Origin of the sequence: Cellulosimicrobium funkei (genome assembly GCF_004519295.1) — a bacterium.
GTDB lineage: Bacteria > Actinomycetota > Actinomycetes > Actinomycetales > Cellulomonadaceae > Cellulosimicrobium > Cellulosimicrobium funkei.
The window spans coordinates 162,954-186,402 of the sequence record NZ_SOZH01000003.1; the positions used below are offsets into that span (position 1 = coordinate 162,954).

General features: G+C 76.2%; 21 protein-coding genes and 1 tRNA gene. 9 read left to right on the forward strand and 13 right to left on the reverse strand.

Going from position 1 to position 23,449, the window contains the following annotated elements; translation table 11 throughout:
- Positions 1-6 precede the first annotated feature (6 nt).
- From E1O70_RS03750 to E1O70_RS03785, 8 genes are all read right to left on the reverse strand, one after another.
- Positions 7-2,718: a cation-translocating P-type ATPase gene (locus tag E1O70_RS03750; protein ID WP_061267711.1), complete on the reverse strand. Its 2,712-nt coding sequence runs from the start codon at positions 2,716-2,718 to the stop codon at positions 7-9.
- A gap of 147 nt (positions 2,719-2,865) precedes the next feature.
- The gene (locus E1O70_RS03755; RefSeq protein ID WP_061267712.1) at positions 2,866-3,540 is read right to left on the reverse strand and encodes a response regulator transcription factor; all 675 of its coding nucleotides are present in this window, start codon (positions 3,538-3,540) and stop codon (positions 2,866-2,868) included.
- Positions 3,537-4,997, reverse strand: coding sequence for a sensor histidine kinase (locus E1O70_RS03760; RefSeq protein ID WP_061267713.1), 1,461 nt, complete (start codon positions 4,995-4,997; stop codon positions 3,537-3,539). Before E1O70_RS03760 ends, E1O70_RS03755 begins: the two co-directional genes overlap by 4 nt.
- Before the next feature lie 34 nt (positions 4,998-5,031).
- Positions 5,032-5,874 (reverse strand): hypothetical protein, encoded by an 843-nt coding sequence (locus tag E1O70_RS03765; RefSeq protein WP_240696588.1) that lies wholly within the window; start codon positions 5,872-5,874, stop codon positions 5,032-5,034.
- A 1-nt stretch (position 5,875) separates the two neighbouring features.
- Positions 5,876-6,757, reverse strand: a complete 882-nt coding sequence (locus tag E1O70_RS03770) for an ABC transporter permease subunit (RefSeq protein WP_061267714.1) — start codon at positions 6,755-6,757, stop codon at positions 5,876-5,878.
- Positions 6,754-7,512, reverse strand: coding sequence for an ABC transporter ATP-binding protein (locus E1O70_RS03775; protein ID WP_061267715.1), 759 nt, complete (start codon positions 7,510-7,512; stop codon positions 6,754-6,756). Before E1O70_RS03775 ends, E1O70_RS03770 begins: the two co-directional genes overlap by 4 nt.
- A gap of 217 nt (positions 7,513-7,729) precedes the next feature.
- On the reverse strand, positions 7,730-8,320 hold the full coding sequence (locus E1O70_RS03780) for a hypothetical protein (protein ID WP_061267716.1): 591 nt from the start codon (positions 8,318-8,320) through the stop codon (positions 7,730-7,732).
- Between the two features lie 176 nt (positions 8,321-8,496).
- On the reverse strand, positions 8,497-9,174 hold the full coding sequence (locus tag E1O70_RS03785) for a FadR/GntR family transcriptional regulator (protein WP_061267717.1): 678 nt from the start codon (positions 9,172-9,174) through the stop codon (positions 8,497-8,499).
- 75 nt (positions 9,175-9,249) lie between these two features.
- Here E1O70_RS03785 and E1O70_RS03790 point away from each other — a divergent pair, with 75 nt between their 5' ends.
- The 4 genes from E1O70_RS03790 to E1O70_RS03805 all read left to right on the forward strand — a co-directional run bounded on the left by E1O70_RS03790 (position 9,250) and on the right by E1O70_RS03805 (position 12,867).
- Positions 9,250-10,515: an MFS transporter gene (locus E1O70_RS03790; RefSeq protein ID WP_167496841.1), complete on the forward strand. Its 1,266-nt coding sequence runs from the start codon at positions 9,250-9,252 to the stop codon at positions 10,513-10,515.
- A gap of 70 nt (positions 10,516-10,585) precedes the next feature.
- The gene (locus E1O70_RS03795) at positions 10,586-11,275 is read left to right on the forward strand and encodes a YoaK family protein (RefSeq protein ID WP_061267719.1); all 690 of its coding nucleotides are present in this window, start codon (positions 10,586-10,588) and stop codon (positions 11,273-11,275) included.
- A gap of 98 nt (positions 11,276-11,373) precedes the next feature.
- Positions 11,374-12,228, forward strand: a complete 855-nt coding sequence (locus E1O70_RS03800) for an SDR family NAD(P)-dependent oxidoreductase (RefSeq protein ID WP_061267720.1) — start codon at positions 11,374-11,376, stop codon at positions 12,226-12,228.
- A 147-nt stretch (positions 12,229-12,375) separates the two neighbouring features.
- Positions 12,376-12,867, forward strand: a complete 492-nt coding sequence (locus tag E1O70_RS03805) for a hypothetical protein (protein ID WP_128957502.1) — start codon at positions 12,376-12,378, stop codon at positions 12,865-12,867.
- A gap of 87 nt (positions 12,868-12,954) precedes the next feature.
- Here E1O70_RS03805 and E1O70_RS03810 read toward each other — a convergent pair.
- Positions 12,955-13,042: transfer RNA gene (locus E1O70_RS03810), tRNA-Leu, on the reverse strand.
- Between the two features lie 218 nt (positions 13,043-13,260).
- Between E1O70_RS03810 and E1O70_RS03815 the strand changes: the two genes are divergently transcribed.
- Positions 13,261-14,553: an AI-2E family transporter gene (locus E1O70_RS03815; RefSeq protein WP_082774441.1), complete on the forward strand. Its 1,293-nt coding sequence runs from the start codon at positions 13,261-13,263 to the stop codon at positions 14,551-14,553.
- 12 nt (positions 14,554-14,565) lie between these two features.
- Here E1O70_RS03815 and E1O70_RS03820 read toward each other — a convergent pair whose 3' ends face one another.
- Positions 14,566-14,868 carry a DUF1905 domain-containing protein gene (locus tag E1O70_RS03820; protein WP_061267722.1) on the reverse strand — a complete coding sequence of 101 codons (303 nt, stop codon included), beginning with the start codon at positions 14,866-14,868 and terminating at the stop codon, positions 14,566-14,568.
- 68 nt (positions 14,869-14,936) lie between these two features.
- Positions 14,937-16,319 (reverse strand): APC family permease, encoded by a 1,383-nt coding sequence (locus E1O70_RS03825; protein ID WP_061267723.1) that lies wholly within the window; start codon positions 16,317-16,319, stop codon positions 14,937-14,939.
- A gap of 108 nt (positions 16,320-16,427) precedes the next feature.
- Here E1O70_RS03825 and ald point away from each other — a divergent pair, with 108 nt between their 5' ends.
- The 3 genes from ald to E1O70_RS03840 all read left to right on the forward strand — a co-directional run bounded on the left by ald (position 16,428) and on the right by E1O70_RS03840 (position 20,498).
- Positions 16,428-17,543, forward strand: a complete 1,116-nt coding sequence (gene ald / locus E1O70_RS03830) for an alanine dehydrogenase (RefSeq protein WP_061267724.1) — start codon at positions 16,428-16,430, stop codon at positions 17,541-17,543.
- Between the two features lie 100 nt (positions 17,544-17,643).
- Positions 17,644-18,279 carry a GNAT family N-acetyltransferase gene (locus E1O70_RS03835; protein WP_061267725.1) on the forward strand — a complete coding sequence of 212 codons (636 nt, stop codon included), beginning with the start codon at positions 17,644-17,646 and terminating at the stop codon, positions 18,277-18,279.
- Between the two features lie 77 nt (positions 18,280-18,356).
- The gene (locus tag E1O70_RS03840; RefSeq protein WP_061267773.1) at positions 18,357-20,498 is read left to right on the forward strand and encodes a M3 family metallopeptidase; all 2,142 of its coding nucleotides are present in this window, start codon (positions 18,357-18,359) and stop codon (positions 20,496-20,498) included.
- Positions 20,499-20,588: 90 nt separating this feature from the next.
- On the opposite strand, the gene E1O70_RS03845 is transcribed toward E1O70_RS03840, so the two are convergent.
- Together E1O70_RS03845 and E1O70_RS03850 are read right to left on the reverse strand one after the other, a co-directional pair.
- Positions 20,589-21,308, reverse strand: coding sequence for a response regulator (locus E1O70_RS03845; protein ID WP_061267726.1), 720 nt, complete (start codon positions 21,306-21,308; stop codon positions 20,589-20,591).
- A complete protein-coding gene (locus E1O70_RS03850) occupies positions 21,305-22,633 on the reverse strand; it encodes a sensor histidine kinase (protein WP_205688607.1) in 1,329 nt (442 codons plus the stop codon). Before E1O70_RS03850 ends, E1O70_RS03845 begins: the two co-directional genes overlap by 4 nt.
- A 166-nt stretch (positions 22,634-22,799) precedes the next feature.
- On the opposite strand from E1O70_RS03850, the gene E1O70_RS03855 reads away from it, so the two are divergent.
- Entirely contained in the window at positions 22,800-23,219 is a 420-nt protein-coding gene (locus E1O70_RS03855) for a hypothetical protein (protein ID WP_061267727.1), read from the forward strand.
- The last annotated feature ends 230 nt before the right edge of the window (positions 23,220-23,449 follow it).

Here is a 23,449-nt window from a genome sequence, read left to right on the forward strand (position 1 = left end):
ACGCGCTCAGGCGCGGCGCCGGTCCACCGTGCGCAGCACGAGCTTCCCGAGCTCGACGAGGACGAGGAAGGCGAGCGCGACGAGCGCGCACACGCCCCACTGGCCGCCGTCGAGGTCGACGGTGCCGAAGATCCGTTGCAGCCCGTCGAGCGTCGTGACGAGGAACGTGAGCCCGAGGGATGCGAGCAGGAGCACGACGAAGCGGCCGTTCGCGAGCGTCTCGGACGACAGGATGCTCGCCCGCGGGTCGCGCCACTCGAGCGCGGCGACGACGTGCAGGAGCGACATCGCGGTGAGTCCCATCGTCGTCGCGACCGCGAGGTCGGCGTCGGCCTCTCCCCACGCGACGGCGACGAGCGTGCCGACGGCGATGAGCACGCCCCCGACGGCGAGCCGCACGCCGAGCGCGCGCCCGATGACCGGCTCGGTGGGCGGGCGGGGCCGACGCCGCATGAGGCCGGGCGTCGCGGCGTCGAAGCCGAGGCCGACGGCGAGCAGCACGTCGATCGCGAAGTTGACCCAGAGGATCTGCAGCGGCGTGAGCGGGGTGCCCCCGGCCACGGTGAAGATGCCCGCGCCGACGAACGTGAGGATGAACCCGACGAGGACGACCATCTGGAAGCGGATGTACTTCATGAGGTTGTCGTAGAGGCCGCGGCCGCCCTCGACCGCCGCCACGATCGTGGCGAAGTTGTCGTCGGTGAGGATCATCTCGGCGGCGTCCTTCGTCACCTCGGTGCCCGTGATCCCCATCGCGACGCCGATGTCCGCGCGCGTCAGGGCGGGGGCGTCGTTCACTCCGTCGCCCGTCATCGCGACCACGTCGCCCTTGCGCTTGAGCACGTCGACGAGCCGCACCTTGTCCTCCGGCGCCACGCGCGCGACCACGCCGATCTCGCCGACCTCCGCCTCGAGCTGCGCGTCGGACATCGCGGCGAACTCGGCGCCCGTGAGCGCGCGCCCCTCGATCCCGAGCTGCCCGGCGATCGCGGCGGCCGTGGTGACGTGGTCGCCCGTGATCATCCGTACCCGGATGCCGGCGTCGCGGCACTCGGCGATGGCGTCGCGCGCCTCGCGGCGCGGAGGGTCCACGATCCCGACGAGCGCGAGGAGCTCGAGGTCGCGCACCGCGTCGAGCAGGTCGCCCCCGAGCTCGTCGCGCGCGACGGTGCGCCGCGCGACGGCCAGCACGCGCATGCCCTCGCCCGCGAGCGCGTCGTTCTCCGCGAGGACGCGCGCGCGGCCCTCGTCGTCGAGGGGCGCCGACCCTCGGTCGGCCGTGAGGTACCGGGCCGAGCGGGCGAGCAGCACGTCCGGGGCGCCCTTGACGAAGCACACGAGCTCGCCGTCGATCTCGTGGAACGTCGCCATGAGCTTGTACGCGGCGTCGAACGGGACCTCCGCGACGCGCGGGTGCTCGGCGCGCGTCTCCTCGACGTCGAGCCCGGCCTTGGCCGCGAGCACGACGACCGCGCCCTCCGTGGGGTCGCCGATGCACTCGCCGTCGCGCACGACGGCATCGCTCGCGAGCGCCAGCGGGAGCGCGACCGGTTCGAGCGGGACGTCGGTCGACCCGGCCGCCGCGAGGATGCGGCCGGTCGTGGAGTAGCCCTCGCCGTCGACGGAGAACCGGCGCCCGGCGAGCACGAGCCGGCGCGCGGTCATCTGGTTGAGCGTGAGCGTCCCGGTCTTGTCGGAGCAGATCGCCGACGTCGACCCGAGCGTCTCGACGGACTTGAGCCGCTTGACGATCGCGCCCTCCTCGGCGAGGCGGCGCGTGCCGAGCGACAGGAGCATCGTCACGACGGCGGGCAGCCCCGTCGGGATCGCGGCGATCGCCAGGCTGATCCCGACCACGAAGAGGCTGTCGAAGTCCTCGCCGCGCACGAGCCCCAGCACGACGACCACGACGAGGGCGACCGCCGCCATGACCGTGATGATCACCGTGATGCGGTCGAGCTGGCGCGTGAGCGGCGACCTGTCCTGCTCGACCCCGCTGAGCATCCCGGAGATGCGGCCCACCTCGGTCGTCATGCCCGTGGCGGTCACGACCATCTCGCCGCGCCCGCGCGTGACCTGGGAGTTCATGTACGCCATGTCGGTGCGGTCGCCGAGCGGGGCGTCGTCCGCCGTGACCGCCGCGACGCCCTTCGCGACGGGCGTGCTCTCGCCCGTGAGCCCGGCCTCCTCGATCTCGAGCGAGGCGGCGACGAGCAGCCGCCCGTCCGCGGGGATCTTGCCGCCCGCCTCGAACCCGACGACGTCGCCCGGCACGAGCTCCTCGGCGGGCACCTGCTCCTGGCGCCCGTCGCGGCGCACGGTGGCCGTCATGACGAGCATCTGCTGGAGCGCGGCGACGCTCTGGGCCGCCTTGCCCTCCTGGTGCAGGCCCATGAGCGCGTTGAGGACGGTGAGGGCGAGCACGACGACGCCGGTCGTCACGTCCCCGAGCGCGATGATGCTCACGACGGCCGCGCCGACGAGGACGAGCTGCATGAGGTCGCGGTACTGGCGCAGGAACGCCTGCCACGGCCGTTCCTTGCGCTCCTGCGCGAGCGCGTTCGGCCCGTAGCGCGCGCGCCGCTCGGCGACCTGCGCGGACGTCAGCCCGACGGCCGGGTCGACGTCGAGCGCCGCGCACACCGCCTCGGGCGGTGCCGTGTGCCAGGGGCCCGTGGGGGCCGGTGCCTGCTGTCGGGGGATCGGTGCAGCCGTCATCCTCGGCTCCTCTCGGGCGCTCGTCCCACCGTCGCAGCGGGCTCGGGCGGGGTCCTCACCCGGCGGGGGTGAACGCCCCGCGGCGGCGCGGCACCGGTGCGCGACGTGCCGCCGACGCCCGCGCTCGACGCGCGTGCCGCCCGGGCCTCAGCCGCGCGACCCCACGAGCCCGCTCTCGTACGCGACGATCACGGCCTGCACCCGGTCGCGCACGCCCAGCTTGGCCAGCAGGTTGCCGACGTGCGTCTTCACGGTCGTCGCGGACAGCACGAGGCGGTCGGCGATCTCGGCGTTCGACATCCCCTCGGCCACGCACCGCAGGACGTCGAGCTCGCGCGGCGTGAGGGAGCGCAGCCGGGGGTCGAGGCCGTCGTCGACGGCCGGCTGCTCGCCCGCGGGCAGGTGCGGTGCGAAGAGGTCGAGCATGCGGCGCAGCACGCGGGGCGCGACGACCGAGCTGCCTGCCGCGACGGTGCGGATCGCCTCGACGAGCTCGTGCGGGCGCGCGTTCTTCAGCAGGAACCCGCTCGCCCCGGCGCGCAGCGCCGCGAACGCGTACTCGTCCACGTCGAACGTCGTGAGCACGAGCACGCGCGTCCCGGGGTGCTCGGCGACGACGCGCCGGGTCGCCTCGATGCCGTCCATGCCGGGCATCCGGACGTCCATGACGACGACGTCGGGGGCGAGGGCCGCGACCTGGTCGAGCGCGACGCGTCCGTCGGAGGCCTCGCCCACCACCTCGAGGTCGGGCTCGGACTCGATGACGAGCCGGAAGCCCATCCGCAGCAGCGCCTGGTCGTCGACGAGCAGCACGGTCGTCACGGTCGTCCTCCCTCGTCGTCGTGCACGTCGCGGTGCGGGTGCTCCTGCTCGGGGGCGCTCCGCGCCCCGACCTCGCCCGGATCGCAGGGCAGGACCACGTGCACCGCCCAACCGCCGCCCGGTCGCGGCCCCGCCTCGACGACGCCGCCGAGCAGCGCGGCGCGCTCGCGCATGCCCACGATCCCGCGCCCGGTCCCGCCGCCGGTCGCCGGACGCGTGCCGCCCTCGTCGCGGACGTCGATCTCGACCGCGCGCGCGGTGCGCCGCACCACGACCTCGGCCGCGGGCGTCCCGGGCGCGTGCCGCAGCACGTTGGTCAGGGCCTCCTGCACGATGCGCACGGCCCCGAGCCGCAGCGACGTGTCCGCAGGCAGCGCGACGTCGAGGCCGCTCGCGGCGACGGGCACGCCCGCCGCGCGGAACCGTGCGACGACGGCCGCAAGGTCCGTCCCGGTCGGCTCGACCGGGGTGCCCGCCCCGTCGCCGCCCTCCTCGGGGTCGAGCGCGCCGAGGACGCGCTGCATGTCGGCCAGCGCGTCCCGTCCCGTGCGGGACAGCTCGTGCAGGGCCTCGCGCGAGCGGTCCGGCGCCCGGTCGAGCGCCGCGCCCGCGCCGTCGGACAGCGCGACCATCACGGACACGCTGTGCGCGACGACGTCGTGCATCTCGCGCGCGATCCGCGCCCGCTCGGCGGCCCGGGCGAGCGCCGCGCTCTGGTCGCGGTCGCGCGCCATGGCGCGGTAGCGCGCGACGAGGTCCTCGTCGTGCAGCCGCCGTGCGCGTGCCCCCGACCCCGTGGCCATCCCCAGCAGCAGGAGCGCGAGCAGGAGGAGGACCGACACCGAGCGCCGGCCGGGGGAGAAGGGGGGCTGCGCGAGGTCGCGCACCGGGTCGCCGTCCGGCAGGACGATCGGGTCGCTCCACAGCAGCATCTCGGCGAGGCCGATGTCCTGCCACCACCAGAGCGCGGCGACGACGACGGCGAGCACCGCCCCGCACACGACCCACGCCGTGCGGGGCGCGCGCTCGGCGGCCACGGTGTGCACCGCGCACGCGAGGCACACGCCGAGCACGCCGAGCACGCCCGCCGTCGCGAGCGAGGTGACGGCCAGCACGGTGAGGGCCGCCGTGACGGTCAGCGGGCGCGACCGCCGGAGCAGGAGCAGGGCCGCCCCGAGGGCGGCGCCGACGAGCCAGGCCGTGACGACCACCTGGGCCACGGGCTCGTCGGGGCGGAACAGCCCCAGCCCGGTGGACCCCTCGACCGTCGTGAGCGCGACCGCCGCGGTGACGAGCCCGAGCAGCGCGACCGCGCCTGCGAGCGCGAGGTCGGTCGCCCACGGGTGCCGCGCGAGCACGCGGCCGACGGCGCCGCGCCGCCGCACGTCGGGCTCGGCGCGCGGTCCGCCGTCGTGCGCCCCGGGCGCGGACGGGAGGGCGAGGGGCGACGAGGGCACGGGCCTACTCTCCCATCGGCCGTCGCGCGGCGCGTCAGACGACGTCATGGCGCCGCAGCCGGTACGCCGCCGCGGCGAGCAGCGCGGCGGCCCACGCCGCGAGGACGAGGGCTCCGCCCCACGTGCCGAGGTGCGGTCCCAGGGTCGTCGCGTCGAGCGCGGCGAGGCGCGCGTCGTCCTGCAGCAGGCGCGCCCCCGCGCCGGGCAGCAGCGCGCGCGCCGTGTCCGCGACGCGTCCCGGGTTCGTCGCGAGCACGTGGTCGAGCACGACGAGCAGCACGACCCCGCCGACGAGCGCGCCGTCCGGCCGCCGCACGAGCGCCCCCAGGCCCAGGCCCACGAGGGCGACCCCGGTCTGGTAGAGCACGAAGCCCGCCAGCACCCGCAGCGTCTCGCGGTCCGCGAGGTCGAGCACGAGCGCGGCGTCGGCGCGCTGCCCGGCGGTCGCGGCGAGCGCAGCGCCCAGCGCGAGCACGGCGACGGCGAGCGCGGCCGCCGTCGTCACGAGCGCCTGCGCCGCGAGCACGGGCAGGCGGCGGGGCACCGCGGCGAACGTCACGCGCGCGGTCCCGGTCCGGAACTCGCCGGCGCCGACGCCCGCGCCGAGCACGAGGAAGCCGAGCTGGGCGAGCACGGACCCCGCGACGGCGAGCGGCGCCCCGGAGGACCCGGCGTCGGGCCGGGCGAACGCGCCCAGCGCCCACGCCGTCCCCGCCGCCGCGGCGACGGTCGCGAGCGCGAGCCAGGCGGTCGAGCGGAGGCTCGTCAGCTTGTCGCACTCCGCCGCGAGCACCCGGGGCAGGGTCACCTGCGGCCGGTCGGGCGCGGGCGCGGTGCGGGTCGGAGCAGAGGCCGTCGGGGGGATCGTGGCGGCCACGTCAGACCACGTCCCGCGTGCGCAGGCGGACGGCGGCCAGGGCGAGCGGGACGAGGACCCACGCCGCGAGGACGAGGCCTCCGCCGACGGCGCCCAGGTCGGGCGCGCCCTCGACCGCGCCCTCGCCCGTGAGGAGGGACGCCGCCCCGGTGGGCAGGAACGTGACGACCGTGTTCACCGCCGCCTGCGCGGACGAGACGCCCGCGGGTGCGGCGAGGGGGTCGCCCGACAGGTCGGCCGCGAGCACGAGCGCGACCGGCAGCACGAGCACGACGAGCACCGCCGCGGCGAGCGCGGGGACGGGCCTCCGCACGAGCGCGCCGAGCGCGAGGCCGAGCAGGGCCATGCCGACGAGCAGGAGCGCCATCCCGACGAGGACCTGCGGCGTACCGTCCCGGCCGAGGTCGAGCGCGAGGCCGCGCGCACGGGCCGACGGCAGGAGCGCGAGCACCGCCGCCCCGACCGCGAGCACCGCGGTGAGCAGCGCGAACGCGGCGGTCGCCGCCGTCTGCCCGACGAGCACGGGCCAGCGCCGCGGCTCGGCGACGAACGTCGTGCGGAACGTGCCCGTGCTGTACTCGCCCGTCCCGACCAGGACGCCCAGGACGAGGAGCGGCACCTGGGCCAGCAGCAGGCCCGACGTGAGGGAGCCGAGCGGGTCGAACCCCGGGTCCACGGACGACGCCTGGGCCGAGAGGTACGTCAGCACAGCCGAGACGACGACGGTGAGGGCGGCCGCCCACCACGACGAGCGCAGGCTCGTCAGCCTCGTCCACTCCGCGGCGACGGCGCGGGGGAGCGTGGGGCCACCGGCGCTCGCGGGCCGGGGCACCGCCGGGTGCGCACGCCCTGACGACGCGGTCGGTGCGGTGGGGGCGGTCATCGGGCACCTCCGGCCGACGCCAGACCGGTCTCGCCCGCGGCACGGCCGCGGTACTGGACGGCGTCGGCGGTGAGCCGCAGGTACGCCTCCTCGAGCGAGCCCGCCGCGCCCGCGAGCTCCTGCACCGGCGCGTCGGCGAGCAGCCGGCCCTGGCCGATGACGACGACGCGGTCGGCGCACAGCGCGAGCTCGTGCATGAGGTGCGACGACAGCAGCACCGCGCGGCCCTCCGCCGCGAGACCGCGCACGAGCCCGCGCACCCACAGCACGCCGTCGGGGTCGAGGCCGTTGACGGGCTCGTCGAGGACGAGCGTCCCGGGGTCGCCGAGGAGCGCGCCCGCGATGCCGAGGCGCTGGCCCATCCCGAGCGAGAACGTGCCCGCACGCCGCCCCGCGACGCTCTCGAGGCCGGTCATCCCGATCACCTCGTCCACGCGCGCCCGCCCGATCCCGTGGGTGCGGGCGAGCGCCGTCAGGTGGCGGAACGCCGTGCGGCCCGGGTGCACGGAGCGCGCGTCGAGCATGACCCCGACCGCGCGCAGGGGCGCCGGCAGGTCCGCGTACCGGCGGCCGTCCACGGTCGCCGTGCCGGAGGTCGGGCGCTCCAGCCCGACGACGACGCGCATCGTCGTGGACTTCCCGGCACCGTTCGGGCCGAGGAAGCCCGTCACGGTCCCGGGCCGCGCCGTGAACGTCAGCCCGTCCACCGCCGTCGTGGGTCCGTAGCGCTTCGTCAGCGCCTCCACCTGGATCATCGGTCCTCCCGTCGTCCGCGGGCCCGGTCGTCGGGCACCGCCGCCGTCGACGCTACGGACGCCTGCGGGGCCCCGGCTCGGGCGGTCGGCGGAGATCCGCGACCCTCCCGCCTCCTCCTCGGGGAGGAGGAGGTCGTGCCGGGGTGGGACGAGCGTGCCCAGGAGGGACGGTCCTGCCCGGGCGGACGGGGCGCGGCGCGGGCGGGCACGACGACGGTCAGGCGGTGGCGGTCCTTGCGGCCATCCGGACGCCCGCGTCCCATCCCGGTGCGCGCCCGCCGCCCGGGGGGACGTGGTCGGTCGCGAGTCGTGCCCGGGCGAGGGACCACGCGACGAGCGAGTTCGAGTTCCACATCTCGCCCCCGCCGGGCGGCCGCCGACCCCACGTGAGCGGCGGGACGCCACGCACGGCCCGCAGGATCCGCACGACCGCGGCGGCGTCGCGCGTGACGACGACGGGTGGCCCGACGGCGTGCTCCCGGTCGGGGAGGGCGCCGTGCGCCCAGCAGCGCACCTCGTACCGGAACCAGCGGGAGCGGCCCAGCGGCCGCAGACCCACGGGGCCGGTCACGACGACGCCCCGGTCGCACGGCGGGCCGCCCCACGCGGGGGTCATCTCGACGACGTACGGCACCCCGTCGCAGCGCAGTCCCAGCGCCGCGTGGAACAGCGGGCGGGGACGCCGCCGCGCGAGCAGCGCGGCGGCGCGCTCCCACGCGGCGCTCGTGCGGCGGACGACGTGGCCCCCCGCCCCGACGGGCAGCCAGAGGAGCTCCGCCCTGTCGTCGCCGGGCGTGGTCGCGGTCACGCCCCGACGCTACGGCACCCGGGTCCGCGCGGGAGCGGTAGGCTCGGGGGCATGCTTCCGGCGTGAGAGCGCCGGCGGGATCCGAATGAGACAGCGGATCGAGAGGCCCCGTCGCTCCACACGACGGGGCCTCTCGCTGTCCCGGCGCGTCCTGCCGCCCGGCCGGGCGCCGTGCCTCAGCGGATGGGGGAGGGTCCGGCGTCCGCGAGCGGCAGGAACGGGTCGAAGATCGCGGCGACCGCTGCCGCGGCCCCGGCGGCGTCCTGCCGTGCGACGGCCTCGACCAGCTCGTGGTGGTGACGGTGCGCCGCCTCGTCGTCCGCGTTCTCCTCGTCGCGCATGTGCACGGTGAAGACGTCGAGCATGCTCGAGTAGAGCGTGACGTAGAGCGGGTTGTGCGTCGCGGCCACGATCGCGCGGTGCAGGTCGAGGTCGGCGCGCGCGCGGGCGTCGCGGTCGTCGGCCTCCCAGGCCGCCTCCCGCCGGTCGCGCAGCTCGCGCAGGTGCTCGACGTCGTCGTCCGAGCGGCTCGCCGCGGCGAGCGAGGCGGCGGTGCTGTCGAGGGCGAGGCGGAGCTCGAGGTAGTGGCGGCGGCTGCCGCCCGCGAGCTGGCGCTCCAGGGTGCCGGTCAGCTCGGAGCTCGAGATGACGAACGTGCCGCGGCCCTGCTCGCGGCGCAGCAGCCCCGCGTGGACGAGCGACTGCAGCGCCTCGCGCACGGTGTTGCGCCCGACGCCGAACTCCGCCACGAGCGCGGCCTCCGTGGGGATCCGTTCGCCGACCGCCCAGCGACCCGAGACGATCTCGTCCCGGAAGCGCGCCGCGGCCTGGTCGATGAGGCCTACTCGACGCATCGGTCCGCCTGTGCCAGACTGCTCCAGATTCATCCCATGATCCCATCATCCGCCGACCTCAGTGTGGAGTGTAGCGTGACCACCCTCTCTCCCTCCCGACCCCGCGTGCGCCCCGGACGCCTCACGCTCTGGGCGGGCTTCGCCGTCGCGCTGACGGCCCTCAACCTCCGGACGGCGGTCACCGGGTTCACCCCGCTGCTGGAGATGGTGGGCGCCGACCTCGGGTTCGGGGTCGCCGTCGCGGGGCTGCTCGGCACGGTCCCCGCGGCGTCGTTCGCCGTGTTCGGCTTCCTCGCGCCCGCGGTCACGCGGCGGTTCGGGCTCGAGCGCACGGCGACCGTGGCCCTCGCTCTCACCGCGCTGTCTCTCGTGCTGCGCGCGTCCTCCCCGACGACGACCGTGCTCGTCCTGTCGACGGTGCTCGCGCTCGCGGGCATCGGGGCGGCCAACGTCGTCATCGTGCCGCTGGTGAAGGCGTGGTTCTCCGACCGGCTCGCGCTGTGGACCTCGCTCTACCTCCTCCTCATGCAGACGGGGCAGTTCGTCGCCCCGCTGCTCGCGGTCCCGGTCGCCGAGGCGAGCAGCTGGCGCGTGTCCGTGGGGCTCTGGGCCGGGCCCGCCGCCGTGGCCGCCGTCGTCTGGCTCCTGCTCGCGCTCCGGCTGCCCGCCGCCCATCACGCGCCCGCACCCGTCGCGGCGGCCGGTGCGCGCCTCCGGGTGGGCCGGTCGTCCACCGCGTGGGGCCTCGTCGGCCTCTTCGCCATGATGTCGCTGTCCAACTACGCGATCATCACGTGGGTGCCGGCCGTCCTCACCGACGCCGGGGGCAGCGCCGCGCTCGGCGGTTCCATGGTCGCGCTGTACTCGGCGTGGGGCGTGCTCGCGGCGCTGGTAGTGCCCCAGGTCGCCACCCGGATGACGAACCCGTTCGTCGTCGTGGTCGCGTGCTCGGTGGTGCTGGTCGCCGGGTACCTGGGACTCCTGCTCTCCCCGCTCGACGGCACGGTGGTGTGGGTGTGCGCCCTCGGCATCGGGGTGAGCACCTTCCCCCTGTGCATGACGCTCATCAACCGGCGCACGCGGACGGCCCAGGGGGCGTCGGCCGTGTCCGGCTTCGTCCAGGGCATCGGGTACGGGATCGCCTGCTTCGGGCCCCTCGGGCTCGGCCTGCTGCGCGAGGCGACCGGCTCGTGGTCCGTCCCGCTCGTCGTGCTCGCCGCGACCGCCGTCCCCGGGGTCGTGGCGGGCTGGTTCGCCTGCCGACCTCGCTACGTCGACGACGCCGTCGTCATCGCCGACCGTCCGACGGACGACGTGGAGGACCGCGCGGCCGGCGGGTGACGCCGCGCGCGGGCTCGGGGCGGCGCCCGGCCGCCGCGCCGCGTACGGACCCGGCCCGTACGGTCGGACGATGACCGACCCGCGCGACCGGCCGTACGTGGCCGGCCTGCTCGTCCTGACCGTGGCGACGGGCGTCGTCGACGCGGTGAGCTACCTCGCGCTCGACCAGGTGTTCACCGGCAACATGACGGGCAACGTGCTCTTCGTCGGGTTCGCCGCCGCCGGTGCGGGCGGGATCCCGCTGCTCAACAACGTCGTCGCGCTCGTCGCCTTCGTCCTCGGCGCCGCCCTGTGCGGGGCGCTGCTCCGCGGGCGCGCCGACGACGCGCGAATGCCGCGGCGCGCGCTCGGCGTGCTCGCCGGGGGAGCGGTGCTCGTGGTCGCGGGCGGCGCGCTGTGGCTCGCCGTCGGGCGCCTGCCCACGCCCGGGGTGCTGGCCCTCACCGCCGCCCTCGCGCTCGTGATGGGCGCCCAGGCGGTCGCCGCGCGGGGCGCCCACGTCCAGGACGTCTCGACCGTCGTCGTCACCACGACGCTCGTGAACCTCGCTCTCAGCAGCCCGCTCGCGGGCGGGTCCGGAGAGGGCGCGGCCCGACGCGCGGGCGCCGTGCTCGCGATGGGCACGGGCGCGGCCGTCGGCGCCGTCGTCGTGCGGTCGTGGTCCGGTGCGGCCGGCCTGCTGCTGGCGGGCGTCCTCGTCGCGGTCGGCACGACGACGCTCGCCCTGGCCCGCCGCCACGACGCCGTGGCGCCGCGCTGACGCGCACGACGGGCTCGCCGGGCGGTCGGCGGCTCCGGCTGCCAGCCCGCGGTCCCGCGGCTAGCCTCGCGGGACGGCACCCTCGGAGGGAGAGCGGGATGAGCCAGGGACGAGTGGTCGTGGTCACCGGCGCGGCGCGCGGGATCGGGCGCGCGACGGCGGTCGCGTTCGCGCGGGCGGGCTACCGGGTCGCCGGCCTCGACATCGCGGCCGTCGCGAGCCGCGCGCTCGAGTACGAGCCCGCGAGCCCGGCCGACCTCGCGCGGACCGGCGAGCTTGTGGCGGAGGCCGGGGCGTCGTGGCTGCCGCTGGTCGCCGACCAGCGTGACCTTGCTGCCGTGCGCGCGGCGCTCGGGGAGGTCGTCGAGCGGTTCGGCGGCCTCGACGTCGTGTTCGCCAACGCCGGGATTCAGGGCTTCGCCTCGGTCCTCGACATGAGCGACGAGCTCTGGCACGACACGATCGACGTCAACCTCACCGGCACCGCGAACGTGCTGCGCGCCGCGGCGCCGCTCCTCGTCGAGCGCGGCGGCGGGCGGATCGTCCTCACCTCGTCGACCCAGGGGCAGCACGGCACCCTCGAGGGCAGCGCGTACTCGGCGTCCAAGTGGGCGCTCATCGGCCTGATGAAGTCCGCGGCGCTCGACCTCGGCCCCCACGGGATCACCGTCAACGCCGTGATCCCCGGCCTGATCGACACCGCCCTGACGCGCCACGAGGAGCGGTACGCCCAGGCCCTGGAGTCGTCGGGGAAGGCGCCCACCGGCGACGTCGCCCACGACGAGCAGGCGGCCGCCGCCGGGCTGGCGAGCAAGCTCCCCCTCGGGGTGCCGTGGCTCGCGCCGGACGACGTCGCCCCGGCCGTCGTCTTCCTCGCCTCGCCGGAGGCGTCCATGATCAGCGGCACGAGCCTCGCGGTCACCGGCGGCGACAGCGCCAACGTCACGGCGTGAGCCGACGAGCGGGGCGCGGCGCCTCCGGTGCTCGGGCACCTCACGCTCGGAGCGGCCGGTCCTGAGGAGGTGCGGCACGCGCTGAGGCCCCGGGGCGGTCGGGACGGCGCGTTCGGCCGATCCGGGACGGGGTGCCTCAGGACGAGCGTGAGCACCATGCCCGCCATCGACCCGCAGCTGCCCGTCCTCGTCCGCACGGCCCGTCTCGTCGGCATCTCGGTGCTGAGCATCGGTGCGACGGTCGTCCTCGTCGCGTGCGCGGCGGCCACCGACCCCATCGACCCGTCCGTCGCGGACCACACGTATCTCGGGCTGCCCGCCGAGGGCGGCGAGGTGCACCCGTGGTCCGACGCCGAGACCCCGGCCGTCGGCTACGCGCGCGGCGGCGAGCCGCAGACCGTGAACGTCGTGACGTTCGGGTCGAGCTCGTGCCCGCTCGTCCCGGTCGACTACACGTGGGACGCCGAGGAGCGCGCGCTGAGCTTCCGCCTCGGTCGCCGGGCGGGCACCGACGAGCGCCCCTGCACGCTCGACACCGCGCCGTCGACGAGCGTCGTCGTCGTGCCAGGCCTCCCCGCGGACGAGTCCGTGACGATCCTCACCTCGGGCGACGACGTCGTCCTCCCGCCGGAGCGCTGACACGACGTGCGCACCGGGGACTGGTGCGTGGCCCGGGGACGACAAAGGCCCCTGGTCTGCGTCTCCGCAGGCCAGGGGCCTCGATCATGGTGTCCGGAGGGGGACTTGAACCCCCACGCCCGATAAAGGGCACTAGCACCTCAAGCTAGCGCGTCTGCCATTCCGCCACCCGGACGAGTGGACCTTCCCGGCGTTTCCGCCGTTCCGGTGCGGGGAAAAACATAGCACGGTTCGGGGCTGGTTCTCACATCGCCGTCACGCCCCGGACCAGGGCCGCGACCTCGACCGCGACCTCGTCCACGACCCCGGCCAGGGCCGTGCGCGGCGCCCGGCGTGCGGGGAGGACCTGGGGCAGACTGGGCGGATGGTGGCCACGACGCGACGGAGGCACGCGTGACGGACGAGCAGCGACCCGCAGCAGGCCCGGCACCGACGCCACGGCCGGGCACCGGTGCTGACCGCTCGGCGGCGTCGGTCAAACACCTCGCCGGGGCGTCGAGCGCGGCGCGCAAGGTCGCCGGGGCGCGCCGCAACCCGTCGGTGGTGGGGTACGACGAGACGGTCCCCGCCTGGCTGCGCACGACGGCCGGCTGGTCGTGGCGCCTGCTCATGATCGTCGCGGCGGTCGCGCTCGTCTTCTTCGCGACCGCGCAGGTGCAGCTCGTGTTCGTGGCGGTCTTCCTCGCGCTCGTCATCACGTCCGTCCTGCGGCCGGTGACCGACTTCTACAGCAGGATCATGCCGCGCGGCCTCGCCACAGGGCTCGCGATCCTCACGGCCCTGCTCTTCTTCGCCGGCCTGCTGACGTACGTCATCACGTCGGTCGCGGGCCAGTGGCAGAGCCTCGCGGAGCAGTTCGACCAGGGCATCGAGCAGATCTTCGACTTCCTCGAGAACGGCCCGCTGCCGGTCACGATCACCGCGGACGACGTCAACGGCTGGATCGACAACGGGCGTCAGTGGCTCACGGAGCACGGCGGTGACATCGCGAGCCAGGCCGCGGCGAGCGCGGGCTCGGTCTTCGAGGCGTTCGCGGCGATCGCGCTCGCGATCTTCTGCACGGTGTTCTTCCTCGCCCGCGGCAAGGACATGTGGACGTGGTTCCTCAACCAGCTCCCGTCGCGCTCGCGCGACAGCTGGAAGATCGCGGGCGGCGCCGGCTGGTACACGTTCTCCGGCTACGCGCGCGGCACGGTGATCATCGCGCTCGTCGACGGCATCCTCGCGGGGATCTTCCTCGCGATCCTCGGTGTCCCGCTCGCGGCCCCGCTCGCCGTCCTCGTGTTCATCGGGGCGTTCATCCCGATCATCGGCGCCCCGCTCGCGATGATCATCGCCGCGATCGTCGCGCTCGCGGCCAAGGGCTTCCTCATCGCGCTGATCGTGACGATCGGCATCGCGCTCATCGGGCAGTTCGAGGGCCACGTGCTGCAGCCGCTCGTCATGGGCAAGCAGGTGTCCCTCCACCCGGTGGTGGTCGCGATCGCCGTGACGGCGGGCACGCTGCTCGCCGGGATCCTCGGCGCGGTCGTGTCGGTGCCGCTCGTCGCGGTCGCGTGGTCGGTGTTCTCGCACCTGCGGCACAAGGACCCACCGATGGAGGACGAGCTGCCGACGGCGAAGGAGATCGCCCTCGGGGACGTCGGTCCGGGCGTCACGCCGCCCCCGGAGGGCGCGACGAGCTGACCGCCGCCGGGATCACCGCGGGACGGCGGAGACCCCCGCGTCGAGCCGGACCGAGACGTGCACGGTGTCCCCGACGTCCTTGCCGGTCGCGGCTCGCACGGACCGGAGCACCGCGAGCAGGTGCGGGCCACCGTAGGCGACGAGGGACGCGTGGTACGCGACGTCGTCGACCGCTGCGAGCACGGGGACCCGGCCGCGGGTCCCGAACAGGTCCACGACGTCGACGGGGAGCGCGACGAACGCTCCCGACCGCGTCCCGGCGGCGACCACCACGGCGTCGAACTCCACCGGGCCGGGGTCCGTCCACGTGGGCATGGCGTCGACCGTAGCGGAGAGCGCGGACGCGGGGAACGGGCCGTCCGGGCGATTTCCGCGCGGCCCGGTCAGCCGGCCTCGGGCCCGGCCGACCGGCCGTCGGCCCGTCCGCGCCCGCCGCCGCGGCGGACGAGCGTCACCACGATCGCGGCCGCGGCGAGCAGCGCCGGTGCGACGAGCGACGCCCCCGCGAGGAGCAGCAGCACCGCCGTCAGAGCCGTCGCGACCGCGGCGAGCCACCAGCCGGGAGAGCGTCGGGGGAGCAGGCGCAGCGCCGCCACCATGCCCAGCGCGTAGACGGCCACCATGCTGCTCGTGTGGACGCGGACGAACGGCTCGAGGTCGAGCCCCGTGGCGACGAGCACCGCGAGGTAGCCCGCAGCGAGAGCGAGCGTGACGGCCAGCGCGCGGCGCCGCACCCCGCCACGGCCCGAGAGCGCGGCGAGGGGGCGCGGGAGGTCGCCGTCCCGGGCGAGCGCCTGCCCGAGGTTCGCGAACGCGGCGAGGTAGGCGGTGAGCACCCCGGACGTGACGACCGCGGCGACGACGCCCACGAGCACCGGACCCGCGCCGGGCGCGCCCACGCGCGCGAGGTCGAGGAGCGCGACCGTCCCCGTCCCCGCGTCCGTCCCGAGCACCCCGACCGTCGTGACCTGGAGCGCCAGGTACGCGACGCCGACCACGACGAGCGCCACGCCCGTCGCGGCGGGGATCGTGCGCCGCGGGTCGCGGAAGTCGGCCGAGACGTGCGTGCCGACCTCCCACCCCGCGAACGCCCACACGAACAGGCTCACGGCGGAGCCCACGCCGGACCACCCCTCGCTGAGGAACGGCGTGAAGCGCTCGGCGCTCGCCGCCGGCGCCGCCGCGGCGACGACCACGACGACGGCCGCGAGCAGGAGCGTCGTCAGGCCGAGCTGGACGGCGCCCGCCACGCGCACGCCGAGCGCGACGGCGAGCGCCGGCACGACGACGAGCGCGACCGCCACGACCGGGACAACGGCGCGGTCCGCCCCGACGACGGCGACGACGTACTCGGCCCCGAGCACCGCGACGACGGGGACGCCCGCGCACACGCCGAAGGAGAACCAGTACCCGGTGGCGCGGGCCGCCGTCGGGCCGAGCGCCGCACGCACCGCGCTCGCGACCCCGCCCCGGTCGGGGTGCCGTGCGGCGAGCGCGGCGAACGTCCCCGCGAGCGGCACGCTCGCCACGAGGACGAGCGCGACGGCGAGCACGGACGCGGGCCCGGCGACGCGCGTCGCGAGGCCCGGCAGCGCGAGGACGCCGGTCCCGAGGACGCTCGCGACATAGAGCGCGCTGCCGCGCGCGAGGCCCAGCGTGCCCGTCGGGGACCGGTCGAGCGGGCTGGCGGGCAGATCCCGTCCGGAGGGGGAGGCCGGGCCGCCCGTCGGGGCGGGCCGGGCTGTGCGGGAGGTCGTCGGGGCCACCCGCCCACCCTGGCAACGACGGCGGGGCCGGACGAGTGGCAGGCAGGACACGCAGGCACAAGATCCTGCCACCCTGCGCACGACGGCAGCCTGCGGCCACACTGGACCATGAGGATCGGGATACCCACCGAGGTCAAGAACCACGAGGACCGCGTCGCGCTCACCCCCGCCGGCGCGCACCACCTCGTACGGGCCGGGCACGACGTGCTCGTCCAGTCCGGGGCCGGGACCGGCTCCCACCTGCCCGACGCGGAGTTCGAGAGCGCGGGAGCGCGCATCGTGCCGACCGCCGAGGAGGTCTGGGGCGAGGCGGAGCTCGTCTGCAAGGTCAAGGAGCCGGTCGCGAGCGAGCACCGCTTCCTGCGCGACGACCTCCTGCTCTTCGCCTACCTCCACCTCGCGGCCGACGCGGCGTGCACGCGCGCCCTGCTCGACGCCGGCACCACCGCGGTCGCCTACGAGACCGCCCGGGCCCCGGACGGCACCCTCCCGCTCCTGGCGCCCATGAGCGAGGTCGCCGGACGCATGGCGACCCAGGTCGGCGCGTGGCTCCTCCAGCGCCCGGCAGGCGGCCGCGGCGTCCTGCTCGGCGGCGTGCCCGGGACGCGACCCGGCCGGGTCGTCGTGCTCGGGGGCGGCACCGCGGGGCGCCACGCCGCCGAGATCGCCGTCGGCATGCGCGCCGAGGTCACGGTCGTCGACCTCGCGCTGCCCGTGCTGCGCGCCGTCGACCGGGAGTTCTCCGGGCACGTGCGCACCGTCGTGTCGAGCGCGTACGCGATCGAGCGCGAGGTGCTGGAGGCCGACCTCGTCGTCGGCGCCGTGCTCGTCGCGGGGGCGCGCGCCCCGCGCCTCGTCACCGACGACCTCGTCGCGCGGATGCGGCCCGGCGCCGTGCTCGTGGACGTCGCCGTGGACCAGGGTGGGTGCTTCGAGGGGTCGCGGCCCACGACCCACGACGACCCGACCTTCGCCGTCCACGGCACCACGTTCTACTGCGTCGCGAACATGCCCGGCGCGGTTCCCGTGACGAGCACGCTCGCGCTGACCAGCGCGACGCTCCCGTACCTCGCGGCGCTCGCGGACGGCGGGGTCGACGCGCTGCGGGAGGACCCGCTCCTGCGGTCGGGGGCGTCCACCCACCGCGGCACGCTCCTCAACGCGGCGGTGGCCGCCGCGCACGACCTGCCGTGGACGCCCGTGGAGGACGCCCTGCGCCGGTGACGCACCCGGGTCCGGGACGGTCGAGAGCGGACGTCGCTGCGCGTCCCCGGGCCGGGAATCCGGGTGACGCCGTGCGGCGCGGCGTGCCAGGCTCGGGCGGGTGCACCCCTTCGCCCTCGACGACGGCCACGTCCACCTGTCGACCCCGACCCTCGACGACGTCGACGCGATCACGGCCGCGTGCCAGGACCCGGACGTCGCCGCATGGACGGTGGTGCCGTCGCCGTACACGCGCGCGGACGCGGTGCAGTTCGTCGAGGAGTACGTCGGTCCCGGGTGGGAGCGCGGGGACGTCCTCACGTGGGGCGTGCGCGAGAGCGCGGGCCGCTCGGGCATCCCCGGTCCCGACGGCGTGGGCCCGGTCCTCGGCATGATCGGCCTGAGCCTCGACGACGCGCCCGAGGGCCGGCGGTCGGCCGAGATCGGCTACTGGACCGCCCCCGGTGCCCGGGGCCGGGGCCTCATGACGGCTGCGGGCCGCCTCGTCGTCGACTGGGCTTTCGACCCCGAGGGGGCGGGTCTCGCGCGGCTCTTCTGGCAGGCGTACGTCGGCAACTGGCCCTCGCGCCGGACCGCGTGGCGCCTCGGCTTCCGGGTCGAGGGCACGGTGCGCGGCTTCGCGCTGCAGCGTGGCGAGCGACGTGACGCGTGGCTCGGCACGCTCCTGCCCGACGACCCGCGCGAGCCGGCGGAGCCGTGGCCGGCGGACGCGCCGCCGTCGGGCCGCGCGGCCTGACGCCGTACCGCCACGGAGCTCCCGGGCGGCGAGGTATCCGTTTCCGTCGTGCCCGCCCGCGGGCCAAGATGGGCACCATGACCTCCGAGCCCACGACGCGCGCCGACGCGCCCGCGCCCACCACCGCGCCGGCCCTTCTCGACCTCGACCCCGCCAACCCGTTCGCGGCGCCGTCGGTGCTGCCGTACGAGCTGCCCGACTACGACGCGATCCGTGAGGAGCACTACCTCCCGGCGCTGCGGGCCGCGACGGCCGCGCAGCGCGCGGCGATCGAGGCGGTCGCGACCGACGACGCGCCGCCCACCGCCGCGAGCGTGCTCGAGGCGCTCGAGCGGTCGGGCCGCGACCTCGCGCGCGTGCTCAACGCGTTCTACAACCAGCTCTCGGCCGACGCGACGCCGGGCCTGGAGCAGATCGAGGAGGAGTTCGCGCCGGAGCTCGCCGCGCACCACGACGCGATCTACATGGACGCGCGCCTCTACGCCCGCGCCCGCGCGCTCCAGGACGCGGCGGACGCCGGCGAGCAGACCCTCGAGCCCGACGCCGCGTGGCTGCTCCGCACGCTGCTCGTCCGGTTCCGCCGCTCGGGCGTGGAGCTCGACACGGAGCAGCAGGAGCGCCTGCGCGCGCTCAACGGCCGCCTGACCACGCTCGAGGCCGCGTTCGGCCGCAAGCTGCTCGCGGGCGCGAACGCCGCGAGCGTGCTCGTCACCGACAGTGCGGAGCTCGACGGCCTCGCCGAGGACGCCGTCGCGGGCGCGGCGGCGGCCGCCGCCGCGCGGGGGCACGAGGGCGCGTGGCTGCTGGAGATGCAGCTCCCCACCCAGCAGGGCGTCCTCGCCTCGCTCGCGCGTCGCGACGTGCGCGAGCGCGTGCAGCAGGCGTCGGAGTCGCGCGGTGCGACCGGCGACGACCACGACACGCGCGAGATCGTGCTCGAGACCGTGCGCCTGCGCGCCGAGCGCGCACGCCTGCTCGGTTACGAGCACCACGCCGCGTACGTCGCGGAGGACGCGACCGCCAAGACGACCGAGGCCGTGAACGCGATGCTCGGGCGGCTCGCTCCCGCCGCCGTCGCGAACGCGCGCCGCGAGGCGGCCGACCTCGAGACGGCGCTGCGGGCCGACGAGCCGGGCGCGACGCTGCGCGCGTCCGACTGGTCGTTCTACGCCGAGCGCGTGCGCAAGGACCGCTACGCGCTCGACGACGCGCTGCTGCGCCCGTACCTCGAGCTCGAGCGCGTCGTGCACGACGGCGTGTTCCTGGCCGCGAACCGCCTGTTCGGCATCTCTTTCGCCGAGCGCCACGACCTCGTCGGGTACCACCCGGACGTGCGCGTCTTCGAGGTGTTCGACGCCGAGACGCCGGGGGAGCCGGGCCAGGGCCTGGGTCTCTTCCTCGCCGACTGGTACACGCGCGAGTCCAAGCGCGGTGGCGCCTGGATGAACAACCTCGTCGACCAGAACCACCTGCTCGGGCAGAAGCCGGTCGTCGTCAACAACCTCAACATCGTCAAGCCGCCGGCCGGCCAGCCCACGCTGCTCGTCTGGGACGAGGTCATCACGCTCTTCCACGAGTTCGGGCACGCGCTGCACGGCCTGTTCTCCGACGTGCGCTACCCGTCGCAGTCCGGCACCGAGGTGCCGCGCGACTTCGTCGAGTACCCCTCGCAGGTCAACGAGATGTGGGCGTGGGAGCCGACGGTCCTGCGCTCCTACGCGGTGCACCACGTCACGGGCGAGCCGATGCCCGCCGAGTGGGTCGACACGATGCTCGCCTCGCGCCAGTTCAACGAGGGCTTCGGCACGACCGAGTACCTCGCCGCTGCGCTGCTCGACCAGGCCTGGCACCAGGTCGGGCCCGACGGCGTCCCCGCGTCGGAGGCCGACGTCGTACCGTTCGAGGCCGCCGCGCTCGAGGCGGCGGGCGTCGCGTTCGCGCCCGTCCCGCCGCGCTACCGCACGACGTACTACAACCACGTGTTCGGGGGCGGGTACGCGGCCGGGTACTACTCCTACATCTGGTCCGAGGTCCTCGACGCCGACACGGTCGAGTGGTACCGCGAGAACGGCGGCCTGTCGCGCGAGAACGGCGAGCGCTTCCGCCGCGTGCTGCTCGCGCGCGGCGGCTCGCAGGACCCGCTGCAGTCGTTCCGGGAGCTCCGCGGCCGCGACGCCGACATCGCGCCGCTCCTCGCGCGTCGCGGTCTCGACGCCTGAGGTGGGGCCACTCCCGTCGCGAGGTAGAGCCGTGGCAGCGCGAGGTAGAGGTGTGGTGGTGACCACGCCTCTACCTCGCGGACCTCGGCTCTACCTGGGCGGGGTGCCCGGGCGGACCAGGCCGGTCTCGTAGGCGACGACGACGAGACCGGCCCGGTCCCGCACCCCCAGCTTGGCGAGGATGCGGCCCACGTGCGTGCGCGCCGTCGCCGGGCTCATGAACAGGGCCGCGCCGATCTCGTCGTTCGTCAGTCCGCGGCCGACGTGCGCGAGCACCTCGCGCTCGCGGTCCGTGAGCCGGTCGGCGACCGCGGCGGCGAGCGCGTCGTCACGCCGCCCGGCGTCGACCGCCTGCGCGACCACGCGCGCCGTCACCGCGGGGGAGAGCAGCGCGTCGCCCGCGGCGGCCGTGCGCACCGCGCCGCGCAGCTCGTCCGGGCTCGCGTCCTTGAGCAGGAAGCCCGACGCCCCGGCCCGCAGCGCCGCGAAGAGGTTCGCGTCGTCGTCGAACGTCGTGAGGACCACGACGCGCGGTCCGGGCACCGCACCGTCCGCCCCCGTCGCGACGCCCGGCAGCCCCGAGCCGGGGGCCGCATCGTCGACGATCTGACGCGTGGCCGCGATCCCGTCGAGCACGGGCATCTGGAGGTCCATGAGGACGACGTCGGGGCGCACGCGGCGCACGAGCGCGACGCCCTCGCGGCCGTCGGGCGCCTCGCCGACGACCTCGACGTCGTCCGCCCGCTCGAGCAGCGCGCGGATGCCCGTCCGGACGAGGGGCTGGTCGTCGACCAGCACGACGCGGATCACGGGGCACCCCCGCCCGAGGACTGCGGTCGCCGCGCGGAATCCGTCCCGCTCACCGCGGCGCCGGGCGTGAGCGGCACGCGTGCCCGCAGCCGGAACCCACCGCTGTCGGGCGTGGTGGCCTCGACGGTGCCGCCCAGGACCGCGACGCGCTCGCGCAGGCCGCGCAGCCCGAACCCGCCACGGTCCGTGGCGTCCCCCTCGCCCCGAGCCCCGGGGCCGTCGTCGCGCACCTCGACCGCGAGCACGTCGCCCGGTGCACCGGGCGAGCGCTCCAGCGCCACGCGGACGACGGCGGCGCGCGCCCCCGCGTGCCGCAGCACGTTGGTCAGGCCCTCCTGGACGACCCGGTACGCCGCCGCGCCCGCGGCGGTGCCCTCCGCGGTCCCCGAGGGCAGGTCGACGTCGAGGGTGACGTCGAGCCCGGCCGCCCGGGCCGTGCGCGCGAGGTCGTCGAGCCGGTCGATGCGCGCCTGGTCCGCGAGCCCCGCGGGCGCGGCCGTCCCGCGCAGCGCGCGCACCGTGGCGCGCAGGTCCGCCAGGGCCGTCGTCGTGGCCGTCCGGACGAGCTCGAGCTCGGCCCGCGCGGCCGCGAGCGCGTCCGACTGTGCGGCACCGACGGCCTCCACGTCGTCGAGTGCCTCGCGGGCGACGTTCGTGTGCAGGGAGACGACGGCGAGGTGGTGCCCGACGACGTCGTGCAGGTCGCGGGCGACGGCCTCCCGGTCGTGCGCGAGCCGGTCGGCGGACTCGAGCTCGAGCGTCTGCTCGCGCAGCGCGTCCGCGTGGCGCCGCTGCTCGTCGCGCTGCCGGCGGGTGAACGACCCATGCCCGAGGGCGATCGCCGCGGCCATGAGCGCCACGGTCGTCGCCAGCTCGTAGCCGACGACGTACCGGACGTCGTCGCCCTCGGCGAGCCGGAAGTACGTCGAGGCGACGACGAGCGCCGCCGCGACCCCGACGGCCCAGCCGAGCCGGCCCGCGACGGCCGCCGAGTACAGGGCGACCGAGACGGGCAGGGCGAGGCCGATCGCGGGCAGGTCGAGCGTGTAGTAGGCGCAGATGACCAGCGCGGTCGCGACGAGGACCCCGACGGGGAAGCGGCGCCGGCCGAGCACGAGGAGACCCAGCACGAGGGCGATCGGGTACGCGACCCACGGGTCGGCCCGCGTGCCCCCGACGTCGGCGGCGATGGCGAACGCGACGACGTCGAACACCGCGAACCCCAGCAGGGCGTCGATGAGCCACGGCGGGGGCGACGGGCGCGACGGCCGGGTCGCGGAAGGCGACCCGGCGGGCCGGTCGTGCGGGAGATCGCGGGACGTCACGACCACCGAGTCTAGGAAGACGCACCCCGACGCGCGTCCGTCGCGGGGCGGGTCCACGTCAGGGTCGACTACGTCGAGACGCGTACGCGCGGGGCGCGGGACGACGCATCGCGTCGCGCGCCGGGGCGGACGCGGCGCCGCACCGCGGCTCCCTAGCGTCGACGCCATGAACCCGACTCCCCGCTCCACGCTCGGCGAGATCGTCTCCTCGCTGAGCTGGCCGCTCGTCCTCGGGCTCGGCGCGCTCGCGCTCGTCCGACCGCTCCTGAGCGTCACAGGCCTCGACGACACGATCGGCAGGCCCGCCGCGCCCCTGCTCACGACCCTCGTGCTCACGGTCGTGTGGGTCGGCGCGATCGTCGTCGCCCACCCGGCGCACCCGCTCGCGACCGGCGTGGCCGTCGGGCTCGCCTACGGCGTCCTCGCGCTGCTCCTCAGCGCCGTGCTGTCGCCGATCCTCACCGGCGAGCTCCAGGGCCCCGTCGCGCACCCCGTCGCGATCGTCCCGATGCTGCTCACCAACTCGGCCTGGGGCGCGCTCGCGGGGGCCGTGGCGCTCGGTCTCCTCGCGACCCGACGTCGTTGAGGCCCGACCAGCCGACGTCTCGCGGCGCCACCCCGCCTCCCCGACTCCGCGACCGCCCCGTCCCTGGCACCACCCCGAGCCGCGACCGCGCGCGCTCGGGGTCGGTTCCGGGCGCGCGTACGCTTCCGAGCGGACGCGCCCGGCACCGCCCGGTCCCTAGCGTCGACAGCGTCGCCCGCACCGCCGGGCCGCCGTCGAACCGCACCCGCCGCCCGCCGTCGTCCACCCTG

What these genes read in the sequence shown, in the direction of transcription:
- E1O70_RS03795 (WP_061267719.1), top strand. Translation starts at nt 10,586, where the DNA reads ATGACCGACCCGCGCGACCGGCCGTACGTGGCCGGCCTGCTCGTCCTG.
- E1O70_RS03855 (WP_061267727.1), top strand. Translation starts at nt 22,800, where the DNA reads ATGAACCCGACTCCCCGCTCCACGCTCGGCGAGATCGTCTCCTCGCTG.
- E1O70_RS03785 (WP_061267717.1), bottom strand. Translation starts at nt 9,174, where the DNA reads ATGCGTCGAGTAGGCCTCATCGACCAGGCCGCGGCGCGCTTCCGGGAC.
- E1O70_RS03840 (WP_061267773.1), top strand. Translation starts at nt 18,357, where the DNA reads ATGACCTCCGAGCCCACGACGCGCGCCGACGCGCCCGCGCCCACCACC.
- E1O70_RS03775 (WP_061267715.1), bottom strand. Translation starts at nt 7,512, where the DNA reads ATGATCCAGGTGGAGGCGCTGACGAAGCGCTACGGACCCACGACGGCG.
- E1O70_RS03770 (WP_061267714.1), bottom strand. Translation starts at nt 6,757, where the DNA reads ATGACCGCCCCCACCGCACCGACCGCGTCGTCAGGGCGTGCGCACCCG.
- ald (WP_061267724.1), top strand. Translation starts at nt 16,428, where the DNA reads ATGAGGATCGGGATACCCACCGAGGTCAAGAACCACGAGGACCGCGTC.
- E1O70_RS03800 (WP_061267720.1), top strand. Translation starts at nt 11,374, where the DNA reads ATGAGCCAGGGACGAGTGGTCGTGGTCACCGGCGCGGCGCGCGGGATC.
- E1O70_RS03750 (WP_061267711.1), bottom strand. Translation starts at nt 2,718, where the DNA reads ATGACGGCTGCACCGATCCCCCGACAGCAGGCACCGGCCCCCACGGGC.
- E1O70_RS03820 (WP_061267722.1), bottom strand. Translation starts at nt 14,868, where the DNA reads ATGCCCACGTGGACGGACCCCGGCCCGGTGGAGTTCGACGCCGTGGTG.